The following is a 15,721-nucleotide window of genomic DNA, read 5'->3' as shown; positions in this document are numbered from 1 at the left end:
GCCGTGGGCGGTGGTGGCGCGGCCGATGCGGTGGGCGGTGCCGGCGTTGGCGGCCAGGGAGGCGCGCGCCGCGGCGAGTTCGGCGCTGCCAGGGCCGCTGCCGGCCCGGGTCGCGCGATCGAAGTCGGTGGTGGCGGCGCGCTCGAATGCGTTCAGGGCGACCGTGTTGGCGGCGTCGCCGATGGCATGCACGGCGGGGAGGAGCCCGGCCTGTCGCGCCCGCACCAGAATCTCGGTGAGCTCATTTTCACTCACGGCGAGAACCCCGTGGCCGCCGACGGGATATTCGTCGACGCAGAATGCTGTGCGGGTGTTCAGGGAACCGTCGATGAGCAGCTTGAGCGGGCCCACAGTGAGCAGGCCGCGGGTGTCTGCGATCGGCTGGCCGGTGCGCATCCGCTCGGCTGTGGCGCGGTCGAGGTCGGTGAGGTAGATGCCGGCGTCGACTCGTAGCGCGTCGAATCCGGTGGCGATGCGGCGCTGCCAGACGTCGCGGTTCCAGGTCATCTCGAAGTCGACGACTCCGACCACGCCGCGGGCGGCGGCGCGGTGTGCGGCCTGGTCGGCGAGTGCGTCGACCTCGGCGTCGGGCAGCTGGCCGAGCGCGATCGTGAGGTCGAACGCGGCTTGTTCGCGCAGCAGGCCGGACGCGTCGACGTTGACGCCGTACCGCGCGCCAGCCGCACTGTTCAACCAGACACAGTGCAGGTCGTGGCTGATCAAAGCGGTCGGATGCCCCTGCGTCACCTCGTCGAGACCGCGCAGGGTGGGTGCGTCGGCCCAGATCGCATCGCGGAACCGTACGCCGATCAGCGGGGTCGGCCTGGCGCTCGTGGCGATCTGGGCGCGCACGAGTTCGAGGGCTTCACGTGCAGACGCAGCCGCGGAGAGGTCGATGCGCGCGCCGGCGAGCGCCCACTGGGTCATGTGCACGTGTTCGTCCCAGAGGCCGGGGATGACGGTGCGGCCGTCGAGGGTGGGGGCATCCGTTTTGGTGGCCGGCACGATCTGCGTGATGACTCCGTCGGCGATGTGCAGGTCGGAGGGCGTGGTGTCGCCGGGCTGCAGGACGGAGCGCAGAACGAGATCAGGCATGGTGCGGCTTTCGGTCGAGGGGGTCTTGCCACCCTACAGGCGGGTGGGTTCGTGGGGCTGGCACCCGGGTCCTCAGGGCGGACGGGGCCCAGGCCCGGAACGCGGGCCCAGCTTAGAAACTGGGCCCGGGGCCATAAAGTGGGCCCGGGCGGGACGGCCGGGATCCGCAGACGGCTTGCGCTGGGCCATGGCGGTCCCGACGGGCTCGACCAACGACATCGGGCGCTCGCGGCACCCCTTCGAGATGCGGGCACCCCTAGCTCGGGGTGCCCGCATCTGTACCGAGTGCCGCGAGCGATATTGGGCGAGGCGGGCATCCGCCCACTGGAGAGCCACCCGGCCGCTACCTAGAGAACCAACCGCCCGAGGTCGATCACGGAGATGGTGCTGTCGCCGCAGGCCGCCACGTAGGCCGTCGTGCCGTCGGGGCTGATCGCCACCGCGACCGGTCGAACACCGACGGCGATCGTGTCGCGCACGGCGCAGGCGGCGACGTCGACCACCGAGACGGTGTGATCGTTCTGGTTGGTGACGAGAAGTGTGCTTTCGTCGGGGCTCACTGCCAGTCCGCAGGGTCCGCTGCCCACGGCGATCACGGAGGCCACCGTGCTCGTGGCCACATCGATGACCGAGACCTGGCCCCCGCCGTGCGCGACGAAGGCGGTGCGCCCGCTGAACGCGATCGCACTGGGAAAGCCGCCGGAGACGGAGATCGTTCGGCACACTTCGCCAGCCTGAACGTCGATGACCGACACCGTGCCCACACGAAAGTTGGCCACGTAGGCGCAGGTGCCGTTCGGGCTGAAGGCCAGGGCACGGGGCTCGCTGCCGACCGCGACAGATCCCACCGCCTGGCGCGACGCGACATCAATGACGGAGACGCTGTTGGCGCCGGAATTCGTGACATACGCGACGCCGCAGCTGAACGCCACCGAATTGGGAAAATGGCCGACATCGATGGGGACCATGAGGCCGCCGGTGGCCAGGTCGATGACCGCTACGGTGTTGCGCGTCGACAGGGTGACGTAGGCATGCGCGCCATCGGGGCTGATCGCAATCGTTCGGGGCGAGTCCCGAAGCGCGATGATCTCGACCACGAGCCCGCTGGCCACGTCAACGACCGACACGTTTTTCGTCACGGAGTTCGCCACGTAGGCACGGCGGCCGTCGGGGCTGAAAGCCACATCGCACGGCAGCGTTCCCACCGAAACTCTCGTACTGACCGGAGCGACCGCGTGGGCGCCACGGGCCAGAAAAACGGATGTCCCCAGCGTCGTCACCGCGCCGGCGGCGAATCGGGCGAGTGCCTTCTTCATTGAGCGATCCTCCAGCGGCCGTCTGCGTTCATCCAGCCTCACCGGACCACCTCAGGATTTACGGCAGATTTGGGGGTACAAACCGCAGGATTAGCCCAGTTCTTGTCCTGTTCGATGGTTAGGCTACGATCCGGAGGGGAAAAATGGCGCGACAGTACGCAGGCTACGGCCGATCCCTGCTGGAGTTTCAGATCGTAGTGTTCGGGGCGCTGATCGTCGTGGGCACGGCGGTGGTGCTCACCCGCTCCGACACCCTCGACCCGAGCACCTACGCCGCCGGCGCCGGGCTCATCGCGCTCGTCACGGCAGCAACGGTCGTCTGGCGCGAGAATGCTCTGGTGCAGAGGTTCTCCCTGGCGCTGCCCCTGGTAGATATTGTGGGCATCCGCTTGACCGTGCTGGCCGATCTCACCGAGCAATCGAGCGGCGCGCTGCTGCTGATTCTGCCCATCATCTGGATCGCCTACAGTTTCGGCCCGTGGGGCTTCACGATTTGCGTCGTGCTCGTGGCGGTGACGAGTCCGCAGAGTTTCTATGCCGGCTACGCGGACTATAGTTCCGACGACTTCACCCGTCTCGTGGCCTATCCGCTCATCCTGGTCATTTTGGCGAGCGCGGCGGGGGTGTCGGGCGCGCGCATCCGTCGAAAAAGGGTGCAACTCGCGGCGCAGACCGTGCTCACCGAGCAGGCGGTGCGGGCCCGCGACGACCTGATCGAGGCGGTCGTGCACGAGCTGCGCACTCCGCTCACGTCCATTCTGGGAAACGCCGAGCTCGTGCAGCAGGCGAGCGAGCAGCCGCAGACGGTTGCGCGGCGGGCCGGAGTGATCGTGCGCAACGCCGAGCAGATGGAGTCGATTCTCGCCGACCTGCTGCTCGCGCGCAGCACGGGCCCGGCGCTGCTGGGGCTCACCTCCGTGCCGAGTGACCTGCGCGCACTGATCGAGAATTGCCTGGCAGCGAGTCGAACGGCGGCCGATGCGCGCGGGGTGACGATCGACGTGATCGCGTCCGACACGCTTTGGGCCGAGGTCGACCCCAATCGTATTCGGCAGGTTCTCGACAACCTGCTGACCAACGCCATCAAATACAACCGGGTCGGCGGCTTTGTGGTCGTGACCGAGACCCGCACGATCGACACGGTGACCTTCGCCGTCACCGACAGCGGATGCGGCATAGCCCCGCCCGAACGCGCGCTCGTGTTCGAGCCGTACTATCGCACCGAGTCGGCGCGGCGCTCGGCGCAGAAGGGCTCGGGGCTGGGCCTTGGCATCAGCCGAGACATTGCTCGACGGCACGGCGGCGACCTGCGCTTGGTCGAGTCATCGCCGGCCGGCAGCCGGTTCGAGCTGACCCTTCCGCTCGAGCTTTCTGGCCACCTGAGCGCTGAAGCAGCTGCCCCTCAACGCTGAGGTCTGTGGGCGCGAGGGCGCTGAAGTAGCGCCCTCTGGGCGCGAGAACGGGCAGACGGCTGCCTCAGCAACATGAAGCATATATTCACCCACTTTCGCGGGTGGACAGGGTGTCGGTACAGTGGCAGAAACAGTCAAACTTGGGGGCACCGTGAATTCTGACCGCATCGCGGTGGTCATCGAAGACGACGCTGATGTGGGCGAGGTGATCGAGGCCATTCTCATCGAGGCAGGCTTCGAGGTGAAGCTCACCGACACCGGCGCTGAGGGCGTCGAGCTCGTACGCATCCACGCCCCGATGCTCACGACCCTCGACGTGAACATGCCCGGCATGGACGGCTTCGAAACCCTCAAGCGCATTCGCCGGATCACCGGGAGCAGCATCATCATGATCTCGGCGCGGTCCGCTGAGATCGACGTCGTGCGCGGCCTCAGCGCCGGCGCCGACGACTTCGTCGCCAAGCCGTTTCGCACCGGCGAGCTGCGCGCCCGCATCGACGCGGTGCTGCGGCGAGCGCCGGCCGTGGCCGGGCTCGGCCCGGTCGAGTCGACGTCGTTCGAGGGCTCGCCGGGGCTCGAGTCAAGCGGATGGCTGCACCACGACGGTCTGCGCCTCGACCCGGCGCGGCGCGTGGTGGAGGTGGAGGGGGCATCCGTTGTGCTGACCCGCAGTGAATTCGACCTGCTCGCGCGGCTGCTGCAACGCGTCGACCAGGTGCACAGCAAGTCCGAGTTGATTCTCGAGTTGCGCGGCGAAAGCTACGCGAGCGGACTCGTGACGCACGCCGACAAGCGCTCCCTTGAGGTGCACGTGGCGAACCTGCGCAGAAAGATCGGGCCCGCCGATCGAATTAAAACGGTGCGCGGCGTGGGCTACCGACTAAACCGCCGGGGCGTTTTATAGGTAAAACCTATGGGCTTGATCGCTCTATCATGAGTTGTGCGATGGTAGCGCAATAACTTAGATTTCGATTAGACAATTCCCCCCCCAACGGATGCCGATTACCCGCGTTCACCCACAGCACCAGTAAAGATGGAGAACCATGAACATGTCCTCTCGATACGCCAAACGCCTCAAGGTTCTGGTGCCCCTGGCACTCGTTGGCGCCTTGGCTCTGTCGGGCTGCAGCGCCGATGCCTCCACGGGCTCTGACGCCGACGCTGAGAAGACCATCACGATCGCGACGTCGAATGACGCCCCATTCGCGTTCACCGACGCTGACACCGGCGAGCTCTCCGGTATCGATGGCGAAATGATTCTCGCCATCGCCGAGGCGAAGGGCTGGAACGTCGAGGTCTTCGTCACCGACTTCAACACGCTCATTCCCGCACTCATGGCCAAAAAGGCCGACGTGATCGTCGACGCCATGTACATCACCGATGCGCGCAAGAAAGAGATCAATTTCACCGACTCCTGGTACATGCAGGGCGAGGGTCTGCTGGTTCCGGCCGGCTCCACCGTAAAGAACCGCGACGACGTAAAGGGCCTGGTGCTCGGCGCCCAGACCGGAACGGTCTTCACCGACCTCATCGGAACCCTGGAAGGCAGCGAGACCCAGTTCTTCGACTCGCAGGCTGCGCTGATCGCCGCCGTGGAAAACGGCCAGATTGACGCCGCCTTCACCGACAGCGCCGTGCTGGCGTACAGCCTGGTGCAGAAGCCCAATCCGAAGATCGAACTCGTCACCCCGTATACGCCGTACTTTCCGGGCCAGATCGGCGCCGGCGTGCGCATGGAAGACACCGAGCTGCTGGACGACCTGAACTCGGGCCTCGCCGACCTTAAGAAGACCCCCCAGTATCTGGAGATCCTGCAGAAGTACGGACTCGGCGAAGACAACGTCACGGAGTAGATAACGCACGGCTCGTACCGGCCGTTTGACACCGCGGGGTGTGGAACGGCCGGTACGCACGTCATTGACCCCTAAGTTAGGCGCTCCACCATGGATTTCATCACTGACACCCTTGCAGTGTTCCCCTCGCTGATCGGCGCCGTGCCGATCGTGCTCCAGCTCGCTGCCGGCGCCATGATTCTGGCGCTCGTGCTCGGCCTGCTCGTGGCCCTCGCTCGCATATCCCAGTTCAAGGTGCTGCGGGCCATCGCGGTCTTCTTCGTGGAAGTCATTCGCGGCACCCCGCTTCTGGTGCAGCTGGTCTACATCTTCTTCGTGCTCCCCAGCATCGGTATCGCCATCGACCCGATACCGGCCGGCATTTTGGGCCTCGGGCTCAACTACGCCGCCTACCTGTCGGAGGTCTTTCGTTCGGCCATTCTCTCCGTCGAATCCGGGCAGACCGAAGCGGCGTTGTCGCTCGGCTACACCCCCACCAAGGCCCTCTGGAAGGTTGTCATTCCGCAATCGTTCGTCGTCTCGCTCGGACCGATCGGCAACTACTTCATCGCAATGGTCAAGGACACGGCACTCACCTCGGTCATCGCCGTGACCGAGATCTTGAAGACCGCGAACATTCTGAACAGCCAGACCTTTCAGACCACGGAAATCTACACGGCAGCAGCCATCCTCTACCTGATGCTCAGCCTCCCGCTCTCTCGAATTGTCGTACTCCTCGAACGAAAGGCCCGGTCTCGTGGCTGATAACACCATCATCACTGTCAAGGATGTGCACAAGACCTTTGTATCCGAGGCCAAGCAGTCCCTGTGGGACCGGTTTCGCGGCAAAACCCACGAGGTGAAGCGGGTCGAGGTACTCAAGGGCGTCAACCTCGAGGTGGCCCCGAGCGAGACGGTCGTCATTCTCGGTTCCAGCGGCTCGGGCAAGAGCACCCTGCTGCGCTGCATCAACAAGCTGGAGACCATCGACGCCGGCCGCATCTACGTGCACGGCCACATGATCGGCTATCGGGAGCAGAACGGTGAGCTGGTCGCGGAGCGGGCATCCGTTACCGCGAAGAAGCGCACCGACGTGGGAATGGTGTTTCAGCACTTCAACCTGTTTCTGAACAAGACCGCGTTGGGCAACGTCATGGCCCCGCTGCGAGACATAAAGAACTTCTCCGCCGCTGACGCCCGCATCAAGGCCGTGCACCACCTCGAGATGGTGGGCCTCGGCGACAAACTGGACAACTACCCGAGCAAGCTCTCGGGTGGCCAGAAGCAGCGCGTGGCTATTGCGCGGGCCCTGGCCATGGAACCCGCCGTGATGCTCTTCGACGAGCCGACCTCCGCGCTCGACCCGGAACTCGTCGGTGAGGTGCTCGCGGTCATCAAGCGCATCGCCCAGGAGGGCACGACCATGGTGATCGTCACGCACGAGATGCAATTCGCCCGCGAGATCGCCACCCGCATCGTGGTCATGGATCAGGGACTGATCGTCGAGGAAGGGCCGCCGGAGCTGATCTTCACCAACCCCCAGCACGACAAGACCCGGGCCCTGCTCAGTCGGTCGGGAACGTCGCCGCAGGCTTCCGAGAGCTGAGCCGTGCGGGAGTTCGACGAACAGATCTACCGGCTCTCCCCCGGCTTGGCGCCGGCCTTCGCCGTCGAACCCGGTGAGGTGTTCGCGTGCCTCACCCAGGACGCGTCGGGCAACCAGATCGGTGAGGGGGTCAGGCACGCCGACCTCGACCCGAGCCGGGTGTTTCCGGTGAACGGCCCCATCGCGATCGCCGGAGTGAAAGCCGGCGATGCCGTCGGAGTTGAGATTCGAGCCATCGATCCGGCGGAGTGGGGACACACCTGGACGCGGCCGGGCCTCGGCGTGGGCGCACCGCCCGAGTCGCACGTGCGACGCTTGTCGGCGCGGCATCCGCTGATCACGTGGGGCGATGGCGCACCGATCGCGGTCACGCCGCAGCTGCACATTGGAACGATCGGCCTGCTCCCCCGCATCGAAGCCGCACCGCGAGACCTCGGCAGCTATGGGGGCAATCTCGACTCCGTGCTCTGCGCGGTCGGCTCGACGATCTGGATCACGGCCCAGGTTGATGGCGGCGGCCTTTTTGTGGGCGATGTACACGCGGCCATGGGCGACGCGGAAGTCTGCGGCACCGGCATTGAGGTCGCGGCACGACTGGAGCTGTGCGTGAGCACCCACACCGGGTGGGCGCCCGCTTTTCCTACCATCATTCGCGATGACAAGGCCTGGATCATCGTCGACGGCGGTGATTTCGACGAGGCGCTCAGCCGCGGGGTCGCCGAGTGCACCCGGGTTCTCGCCGCGCACTTCGGCATGCCTTCTGCCGACGCCTATCTCGCCGTGGGATTGCTGCTCGACGTGCGCGTCTGCCAGGTCGTGAACTCGCGCCGCAGCCTGGCCCTGTCCCTCACCGGCGGCGCCGATGCGGCCCTGGTGCCCCACTAGCCGACCAGGCCTCAGCCACCGCATCGGCGAACGCCGCCATCGACGTGAACTCGCACGCCGGGGGAAACGTCTTACAACTCCACAATCTGAACCAGATGCGCGATCAGCTCGAAATCCTTCACGTTGTGCGTCGCCAGAGCCACGCCGAGCGAATACGCGTGGCCGGCGATCATGATGTCCTTGCTCCGGCTGTGACCGGGTCGCCGCTTACTCACCTCGGCGGCCAGCTCGCCGTAGCAGCGGGCGGCGTCTTCGTCGAGCGGTATCCACTCAAATCCGAGTTCTCGCAGCTCAGAGAGTCGACGAACCCGCTGGGCGCGAATCTCAGCAGTCCGCGCTCCATAGACGCCGAATTGCAGCTCCGCCAGCGAGATAACGCTCGCCCCCAAGCTTTCCCCGCTGGGAAAACTCATGCCGATCAACACGCTCGTGTCGAGCAGAATCACCGGGATTCCCACGGGTCAACGATGGAATCGTTCTCGCGGCTGTCCCGTATCTCAGCGGCCCACTCGGCAACATCGGCGATCGGCGTCAGTGCGGCAAACTCGGCCGCCGGAACCCAACGCCGCCGAGCACGACCGCCAATGGGCACCAACAGGGCGGCGGGGCGGCCCTGAACCGTCACCTCGATGGTCTCACCCTGCTCGACCCGGCTGATCACCTGGCTTGGATTCTGTTTGAGCTCTCGCAGCCCCACGCGCGTCATGCATCCCAGTATGCCAGCCATGTAGCACAAGAGCTACCATCGGTCTGCGTTGGCTGCCTACCCCGCTGATCGAGCTCGGCGAGATCGCCGTTGACCAACGCGAACGGGCCTGCGCAAACCGACCATTCGCCAGCGCGCTGGAGCTGCGCCCGTGCGCGGGAAATCGAGCGGCTGGGAGGTCGGCTTCAAGCACGCTGCGCTGGACCTGCGCCAAAACGCGGGAATTCCGGTCTGGCCAGAGCTCCCGCGCCACGCGCTGCGCTGGAGCCGCGCCAGTGCGCTCGAGTTGCGCATCCAGCGCAGCGGCGCAACTCGCGCGCAGCACGAAACAGCCAGCCAGCCCATGGCGGCGCGGCCAGCGACCGCTGGGAGGACCCCGGCCTCACAGCCAGGGAGCGTTTCGCACACGGCGAGCCCTCAGCGCGCAGGGCCTGACGGCCTGGGTTCCCTCGGGCACGTTATACTACCTGTCACCCCTGCCGACAGGCACGGATTCCCTGGCCTTTGCGTTTCGTATACTCGACCAGGGTGTCGCCGTCATTCCCGGCACGTCTCTCGGTTGACGCGGGCGCGAAGCACCGGAGAGTCGAGATGGCCGGCTCTCGCAGGAGCCGGCCAAGACGCTGCGCTACTCGGGGCGCGAGTCGATGATGAACTGCATCATCTCGGTAGAGTCGCCGCTATCGAACAGGGGAGCGAGGAGCTGGTTGAACTCCAATTGTCTTCTGGCCGAGATGGAGATCGCGTCGTAGCTGTTCGTCAGAAGGTGACCGGCCATCATCAGCTTCGCAGTGCGCTTATTGCCGTCGAAGTAGAACTGACGCCTCGTCGCGGCGCAGAAGTACGCGACCGCTTGCTCGCGTGGGTCCGCAACGTCTTCGAGGAGGTAGGTGGTCAACCGGCGGAATTCTTCCTTGAGGTTTCGGCCATCCTGCCCGGGCTCCGAGGCGTGGAAGGTTCCGAGCGCGCCGATGCTGACATGTCCGCCGCCCCCGGCTGCGCCCTCGCCGCGAAAGTGGCCGGACTCATTCGCCTCATGCACGGCGACCCTCGCATGAATCTCATCGCTGGTCGCTTTGTCGAGATAAAACGTGCTGGCGCCGACGAGCTCGTCGGCCAGGTTGAACCCCTCGTTGAGAGCGAGGATCTGATCCTGGTCCGCGATGCGGTGTCCGGTAACGGTGATGCCTTCCAGGAGGGTCTGCACCTCAGGGAGCGTGTACGGGTTGCCCTCCAGCGCGGCAGCGTCCCAAATGTACTCCGGCAGCGACGCGCGGAACCGGCTCCGCACGCGATCCATGGTCGAGCGCACGAGAAGCGACCAATCGACGGCTGACCGATCCCAGGTGATTCCCGTCTCCTCGAGCTGCACCCGCGTCAACTCGCCAGAGACACGCGGCGCCGGCGTCCGGTTTGTAGTGCTGGCGGGTTTCGGTAGCGGCTGCTTGACGTACCGGTCAGCACTGATTGCCCACGCTCTGTGCTCAGCCGGGCTGTTCTGCCCCTTGCTCTTCTCAGCCATGCTTCACCAGCTCCTGGCGATGCGCTCGGCGGCCAGCCCGAGAGCGCCGCTGATGCCGAAGGCATCGAGCAGTCCCTGGATCGGAGCCACGAGCTTGATCTTGCCGTCTTCCCACGAATCCACCCCGACGCCGGCGGTGTACTCGGCGATGATGAGGTTCGCCTTGTTGGGGCGAACCACCTCCATGTTGTCGAGGAGGCGCGCGAAGCGGTGAGTATCAGCGGTGTGCACGAGGTAGGGGCAGGCGCTGGTGCCCGGCAGAGCGCCGCCATACCTGGCGCCCTCGTCATCCGATTCCCCGATGCGGTCGATGACAGCAGCACCGGAGAGGAGCCAGTCTTGCCGGGAGAAGTCGCCGGCCGAAGCCAGCTTGAGCTCGGTGATATGTCCGCGCAGAAACACCGTGCCTGGTCGGTGCAGAAGGCTCGCGCTCTGCCCGGCCTGCCAAACGATGTCCACCGGGTTACCGTCTGGCACCCACCGGCGCAGACGTTCGACCCAGGCGTCGACTCCCTTCGCCCCACCGATCAAGTCGTAGGAAGCCTCGTACAGAGGGTCGAGCATGACTCGAGCTGCGCGCGCGGCATCCGGGTCTGACAGCGGCGCCAGAGAGAGAACCAGCTCAAATCCGGCGGCCAGGGCAAGCTCGCGCACGGTACCGACAGCCGGGTCGACAAGGCCATCCCGCATGCGGTACTGGGTGGAACGAGCGAGCCCAGACCGCGTGGCCAGAGCGGATTTGGACAGCCCGGATCCCTCGATGATCTGGTCGACGATGTGTTCCATAGCTGCAACTATATCTCGACATGTTGCGAGAATGCTGCACCGAAGTTTTCTGTCGCATTTGTGCACCAGATGCTGTGTCTGCCAAACCCAGCCATCCCGCTGATCGAGCCTGGCGATGCGCGTTAAAAGGGTGCGCTTCCAGACGGCGGCAATGAACGGCAGCGCCCCTCCCAGCAGCACGACGACAATCGCCCACGGGAACAGCTGGGATTGATTGCGAATGAGCCGGCCCAACACGTCACCTTGAATGCCGATCGCCGCCAGCACAGCGAGCGCGAGCGTGATGGAGCCGTAGAGTGCAACGCGCGCCGAGATGGGCAGGTCGCCGTCCGTCGGGTTCCCTCTGGAGCGACTGAAACAGCAGCTAGACAATCAGCGAAAGCGTCGATTCGGAGGAGCCCAGGGTTCTAAAGGTGAGCCAGTCGTAGTCCCACCGGGCGAATGTACGAAGTTCCTCAAGACTGGTATCGGCCTCGGACTTCACTTCATAGTCGATGAGGTCTACACCTTCGCATTCGCGCATCAGCTTGGCAATCTGCTCTGCCGCCTCATCCACCTGCCCCCACAGGTCGGGTTCCACAAAGTCTTCTGTGCGCATGCAGAACAACATTTGCAGGGGGTAGTCCGAGCCTGAAGGCAGCTCGTCGAGCGTCGTGGCGACGTAGATACCCGACATCGCCTGCCCGTTGTTCTTGAGAGCCTTGCCAATACGGGAGGTTGTTCCTTCAACTCTCGCGTTGAATTCGTCAGCGAATGCGGGGCGCGAATATCGAGAGCCCAACCAAGCAGCAAGTACGCGCTGCACGGCCGCTTCGAGTTGTCCTTGCGGGGTTGCCCCGGCAAGGAGTCTTCGATCGATAGTTCGACGGCCTATCAAATCGACCGCGTAGGCATCCCCGTTCCAGTCAAGATGCAGTTTTCGAGGGTTCTTGCCGTGCGTGAAGCTTCCGTCGGTGGAATCGATCTGATTCATCGGCAGGATGTCGACGTGCGGCTCTTTGATGAAGTCAGAATTTACAACATCACACGGGTGAGAAGCAACCACGTACAGCGCGGCCGGGTCGTCACCGCCAACGACCTGTGTCGAAAGCTGAAGATCGCTGCCGCTGACGATGGAACCTTGCGTCCAGTTGCGCACGCGAATTTCTTCAACCTCGTGCATGGGCGTTAGGCGTCGGGGCCGAGTGGGCGTCGTGTTGCAATATCGAAGTCTGCATCAGGGCGGGGGGCTATTCCAGCTTTTCGGGCCAAGGCCGCGAAATCCCTGGCGGGGTTTCGTTTCGCGACTAGGGCCTCCATCGACAGATGTTCCTTGATTTTTTCCTGCGGCAGATCCAACCGTTTCAACGCGTCCAGCAGTGTTCCACCAAAGCTCGTCTGGCCCTTCAACGATGGAGCCAAATCTGGTGCCGCCGATCGCGACCAACTATTGGCAAGCGTCGAAATGGCTTGAAGGCGCTTCTCATTTGCGGCAGACGGCGTGGACGCGTCTTTCAGCCACGAGTAGACGGTCGGCCGCTCCACCGCTAGCACTGCGGCCAGATCGGTTACGGAGAGGCGAAAAGTCCGTCGGATCAGGTTGACGCTCGCAGAGGTCGACGGCTGGGCAGGCCAGTGAGCGACCTCGTCGTATGACCCAAGAATGATGACCTGCGATCCAGCGCCCGTCGCTGGCATGTGCTCGATGTACCGGCGAAAGTCCACGGTCTTCGAACCGGTACCGAGGTATTCCGAAAGCCGGCTGTACCAGGTTGAGAAAACCTTTTGGGCAGAAAAGTCGCACTCATGAAAAGCCCAGCCGCCAGTGGCCACGACCCCCTCAGCAGGCTTCGATGCTACAAGTGTCATGATGGCGATCCCTCGGTCATGCCCCATTTCTCCTTCGCGTAGGGAGTTATGGACTTCCAAAATGCTGAATTCGCCGGAACGTGCACCGCCCAGAGCCTCTCCTGCAACGCAGCAGGTGTGAAGTCACTTTGCCCTTCGTCAGAACTGTCAATATCCAAAATGGCGTGAACGCCCACTTGCACAGAAGACAGTTGATCGAGTTCGGGGCTTTGTAGGTCTGGCGGCAGCAAGGGCGAGTTTTGAACCTGATTCATGCGAATCGTGAGTTGACCGACATGGGTACGAGCCAGCACCTGTTGACTCGAAAGCAACGAAATCACCCCCAAATCCTTAGGCTCGAACGACAATACGGCCCGATCAAAATATTCACCGTCTTGGGTGTCGATGTTCACTACTGCATCAACGTAGCGAAGCCCGACTCGGCCGGCGAACATTGGTTTTACGACTGACGCAATGACATCGACGGCAACGTGCAGCAGCTCGAGAAAGGCTTCAAAGTCATGGTATTTCGTGACCTGCAGCGAGACGGACTCCGTTGTCAGGGTCAAAATTTGGCTGCCATCCTGGGACGTAAACACCCAACGCGGAATCTCCTGAAATGAAGGTCCTTGGGCGCTTAGCTGAATCTGCTGCAAAGATGATGCCTTATAGCCGGGAAAGCCGCGCAACCGTAACTGTTCTTGTATGTCTGGAACGAACTTCTCGATGGCCAGCACCGGAGCGAAGCGAATCTCGCACAGCACAAGGATCAGCGGAGAGTTCTCAAGTTTGGCCCGAGTTTTTTGCTTCTGTGCGCCCATAGCCCGAGTTTACACATGACTTTACAGATTTTTGATTCCTATTTACGCTCCACCTCACCACACCCCACCACAACCTCCTGCCCCTCCAGCAGATTCAGCACCGGCGTGTGCACGGCCTCGAGTTCCCCATGCTCGGCGTCGGCACCCAGCAGATAGAACCGCGTCGTCGAGGACTCCCCCGGCGCCAACTCGACCGCCGTCTGGCTCACCGGATACCCCGCGTCCGACGCCGAATGGTACGCAATCCACTCTCCCCCGCGCGTCACCCCCAGATTCAACGAATTTGGCGGCCCATAGACCACCATCATCGTCTTGATGTTGCCCTGCACCACACCATACGTGCCCGGCCCGGTCACCGACTCCGGCAGCGACGTCGCCGCGTCGACCGGCGCCGTGTTGGTCAGCGTCACATCGACGGCGTAATACGGCCGCCCGTCTTGGCGACAGGTCACCTCGCCCAGGTCAATGCGCGTATCAAGATGGGTGTTCATCTTCGCGCCAGTGGCGTCATTGAAATAGACACCAATCTTCTCAGCGGATGCGTCACTCACCGGCAGATCGCCGGTGAGCGTCGTGCCTTCCAACAATTTCTGGTCCTCTTCGTGCGCACTCCAGATGAGAATGCGGCGTTCGTCGCCGGCCTGCGCGAGTGCAGAGATGAGCGCCGTCGGGTCGGCACCGCCGCCAGCCAGCGCAGCAAATACCCCGGCTGCCGCAGAAGCAAAGACTGCGTCTTGATCGACCGGATCGTTGTAGTTCGCGTAAACATCGCTGAGCAGCAGCTGCACGGCATTGTCGCTGGTGAGAACCTCCCCGGTAGCAAGAGTGATCGGCCCGGTGGCGCGCAGCAGGTAGCTCAGCGCAACCGGGTCGAGGGAGATGACGCCGTCTACCTCGGTGCCGTGGGTGCGTTTCCAGATCTCGCGGGTGAGTGCGCCCGTGATCGGAAACTGCGGGGTGAGCGTGACGTCACCCATGAAAGTACTGACCAGATCGGTGTAGATGCCGCGCGTCTCGAGTGGTAGGTCAAGCACGGGCTCATCAAAGACGATGCCGCCAGCCGAAGCCTGGCGCGTGATCTGAATCTGACCATTGTCGGTGGAGATTTCGGCAAAGGCACCGGGCAGCCCACCGGTAGCGCGCACTTCGGCATTATTTTGGAACATCAAAAGGTACTTGCGCTGCTCGTCAGCCCCCAGCATGGTCGGCAAGAACTGCACGGCCCGATTAATGCTAACGACCCTCGTGGCAGTCGTATCGATGACCGCAGCCAGGTGCTTGATAGCAGCACGCACCGGCTCCAGCGTAATGTACGTGTCGATAGCGGCCACATCCACCGACGCCCGAATAAGCGCTCTGGCGACACCCGCCATGGCGGGTTGAGCCTGCACGAGCGGCTCGAGGTCGACGGCGCCGTCGACCGGCGTGAGCCCGGCAAGATCAAGGCTCCCCGCCAACGTCGCCATGGGCATGACCGCTTCCTCACTGACACTTTCGACAACCCGCGTGAGTTCCCGAAGGGCCGTCAGGTTCGGCCCGAGAAACGGAACGGCCTCGAACACTCGCCAAATCGGATCGCTTGCGTGTTTTGCAGACGAGCGAGCGTGCTCGCCCAATGCGGCAGCGTCATCTTGCGCAGCAGCAATGTCGCCAGCGGTCACTGCGTGTTGAATAGCAAATGCGAGTGGTACCGCTTGTTCCAGCTCTGATTTGGCCATCAGCGCTTGAAGGCCCACCCAACCAGTGGCGCCAACCACCACTAGGAAGACGCCCAGTGAAATTGCGAGCCACACCCTGCGGGTGCGCCGTTTGCCGACGGCAACTTTTCTATCCTTGCGATGCATACATATTCATAAAGTTAACCAGCAGTCTCGTGGCCGTCCTTAAAATCGCTTGCGAATTCGAAGTTCTCT

At 63.7% G+C, this 15,721-nt stretch carries 16 protein-coding genes; 6 read left to right on the top strand and 10 right to left on the bottom strand.

The features are described 5' to 3' along the window. Both E3O06_RS11680 and E3O06_RS11675 read right to left on the bottom strand, forming a co-directional pair. The coding region (locus E3O06_RS11680) for an amidohydrolase family protein (protein ID WP_134503561.1) at nt 1-1,095 on the bottom strand (1,095 nt) is incomplete at its 3' end. Between the two features lie 347 nt (nt 1,096-1,442). Continuing rightward, nucleotides 1,443-2,411, bottom strand: coding sequence for a beta-propeller fold lactonase family protein (locus E3O06_RS11675; RefSeq protein ID WP_134503560.1), 969 nt, complete (start codon nt 2,409-2,411; stop codon nt 1,443-1,445). A gap of 143 nt (nt 2,412-2,554) precedes the next feature. Here E3O06_RS11675 and E3O06_RS11670 point away from each other — a divergent pair, with 143 nt between their 5' ends. From E3O06_RS11670 to E3O06_RS11645, 6 genes are all read left to right on the top strand, one after another. Then, a complete protein-coding gene (locus E3O06_RS11670) occupies nt 2,555-3,823 on the top strand; it encodes a sensor histidine kinase (RefSeq protein WP_134503559.1) in 1,269 nt (422 codons plus the stop codon). A 121-nt stretch (nt 3,824-3,944) separates the two neighbouring features. After that, nucleotides 3,945-4,727 (top strand): response regulator transcription factor, encoded by a 783-nt coding sequence (locus E3O06_RS11665; protein ID WP_241980118.1) that lies wholly within the window; start codon nt 3,945-3,947, stop codon nt 4,725-4,727. Nucleotides 4,728-4,866: 139 nt separating this feature from the next. Next, nucleotides 4,867-5,676 carry an ABC transporter substrate-binding protein gene (locus E3O06_RS11660; RefSeq protein ID WP_134503558.1) on the top strand — a complete coding sequence of 270 codons (810 nt, stop codon included), beginning with the start codon at nt 4,867-4,869 and terminating at the stop codon, nt 5,674-5,676. A gap of 90 nt (nt 5,677-5,766) precedes the next feature. Next, entirely contained in the window at nt 5,767-6,420 is a 654-nt protein-coding gene (locus E3O06_RS11655; protein ID WP_134503557.1) for an amino acid ABC transporter permease, read from the top strand. Then, nucleotides 6,413-7,261 carry an amino acid ABC transporter ATP-binding protein gene (locus tag E3O06_RS11650; protein WP_277612257.1) on the top strand — a complete coding sequence of 283 codons (849 nt, stop codon included), beginning with the start codon at nt 6,413-6,415 and terminating at the stop codon, nt 7,259-7,261. Before E3O06_RS11655 ends, E3O06_RS11650 begins: the two co-directional genes overlap by 8 nt. A 3-nt stretch (nt 7,262-7,264) precedes the next feature. Beyond that, a complete protein-coding gene (locus E3O06_RS11645; protein ID WP_134503556.1) occupies nt 7,265-8,146 on the top strand; it encodes an acetamidase/formamidase family protein in 882 nt (293 codons plus the stop codon). A 71-nt stretch (nt 8,147-8,217) separates the two neighbouring features. Here E3O06_RS11645 and E3O06_RS11640 read toward each other — a convergent pair whose 3' ends face one another. The 8 genes from E3O06_RS11640 to E3O06_RS11605 form a co-directional block, all read right to left on the bottom strand. Next, nucleotides 8,218-8,604: a PIN domain-containing protein gene (locus tag E3O06_RS11640; RefSeq protein WP_134503555.1), complete on the bottom strand. Its 387-nt coding sequence runs from the start codon at nt 8,602-8,604 to the stop codon at nt 8,218-8,220. Beyond that, complete coding sequence (locus tag E3O06_RS11635; protein WP_134503554.1) at nt 8,589-8,852, bottom strand: type II toxin-antitoxin system Phd/YefM family antitoxin; 264 nt, start codon at nt 8,850-8,852, stop codon at nt 8,589-8,591. Before E3O06_RS11635 ends, E3O06_RS11640 begins: the two co-directional genes overlap by 16 nt. A 628-nt stretch (nt 8,853-9,480) precedes the next feature. Next, complete coding sequence (locus E3O06_RS11630) at nt 9,481-10,374, bottom strand: Fic family protein (protein WP_198415815.1); 894 nt, start codon at nt 10,372-10,374, stop codon at nt 9,481-9,483. Between the two features lie 3 nt (nt 10,375-10,377). Then, a complete protein-coding gene (locus tag E3O06_RS11625; RefSeq protein ID WP_134503553.1) occupies nt 10,378-11,160 on the bottom strand; it encodes a hypothetical protein in 783 nt (260 codons plus the stop codon). Nucleotides 11,161-11,524: 364 nt separating this feature from the next. Beyond that, on the bottom strand, nt 11,525-12,322 hold the full coding sequence (locus E3O06_RS11620) for a hypothetical protein (protein ID WP_134503552.1): 798 nt from the start codon (nt 12,320-12,322) through the stop codon (nt 11,525-11,527). Nucleotides 12,323-12,327: 5 nt separating this feature from the next. Next, nucleotides 12,328-13,008, bottom strand: coding sequence for a hypothetical protein (locus E3O06_RS11615; RefSeq protein WP_134503551.1), 681 nt, complete (start codon nt 13,006-13,008; stop codon nt 12,328-12,330). Continuing rightward, nucleotides 13,005-13,808, bottom strand: coding sequence for a TIGR04255 family protein (locus E3O06_RS11610; protein WP_134503550.1), 804 nt, complete (start codon nt 13,806-13,808; stop codon nt 13,005-13,007). The genes E3O06_RS11615 and E3O06_RS11610 overlap by 4 nt, the downstream gene beginning before the upstream one ends. 38 nt (nt 13,809-13,846) lie before the next feature. Continuing rightward, nucleotides 13,847-15,652, bottom strand: a complete 1,806-nt coding sequence (locus E3O06_RS11605; protein ID WP_134503549.1) for a DUF4012 domain-containing protein — start codon at nt 15,650-15,652, stop codon at nt 13,847-13,849. Between the last annotated feature and the right edge of the window lie 69 nt (nt 15,653-15,721).

It is taken from the genome of Cryobacterium glaciale, from assembly GCF_004402535.1.
Taxonomy (GTDB): Bacteria; Actinomycetota; Actinomycetes; order Actinomycetales; family Microbacteriaceae; genus Cryobacterium; species Cryobacterium glaciale.
Note: the sequence above shows the minus strand (reverse complement) of the source record. Positions and strands in the feature narration are given on the sequence as shown.

Coding starts and splice junctions, on each gene's coding strand:
- E3O06_RS11655 (WP_134503557.1), top strand. CDS start 5,767: ATGGATTTCATCACTGACACCCTTGCAGTGTTCCCCTCGCTGATCGGC.
- E3O06_RS11615 (WP_134503551.1), bottom strand. CDS start 13,008: ATGACACTTGTAGCATCGAAGCCTGCTGAGGGGGTCGTGGCCACTGGC.
- E3O06_RS11630 (WP_198415815.1), bottom strand. CDS start 10,374: ATGGCTGAGAAGAGCAAGGGGCAGAACAGCCCGGCTGAGCACAGAGCG.
- E3O06_RS11635 (WP_134503554.1), bottom strand. CDS start 8,852: ATGACGCGCGTGGGGCTGCGAGAGCTCAAACAGAATCCAAGCCAGGTG.
- E3O06_RS11610 (WP_134503550.1), bottom strand. CDS start 13,808: ATGGGCGCACAGAAGCAAAAAACTCGGGCCAAACTTGAGAACTCTCCG.
- E3O06_RS11660 (WP_134503558.1), top strand. CDS start 4,867: ATGAACATGTCCTCTCGATACGCCAAACGCCTCAAGGTTCTGGTGCCC.
- E3O06_RS11620 (WP_134503552.1), bottom strand. CDS start 12,322: ATGCACGAGGTTGAAGAAATTCGCGTGCGCAACTGGACGCAAGGTTCC.
- E3O06_RS11605 (WP_134503549.1), bottom strand. CDS start 15,652: ATGCATCGCAAGGATAGAAAAGTTGCCGTCGGCAAACGGCGCACCCGC.
- E3O06_RS11625 (WP_134503553.1), bottom strand. CDS start 11,160: ATGGAACACATCGTCGACCAGATCATCGAGGGATCCGGGCTGTCCAAA.
- E3O06_RS11675 (WP_134503560.1), bottom strand. CDS start 2,411: ATGAAGAAGGCACTCGCCCGATTCGCCGCCGGCGCGGTGACGACGCTG.
- E3O06_RS11670 (WP_134503559.1), top strand. CDS start 2,555: ATGGCGCGACAGTACGCAGGCTACGGCCGATCCCTGCTGGAGTTTCAG.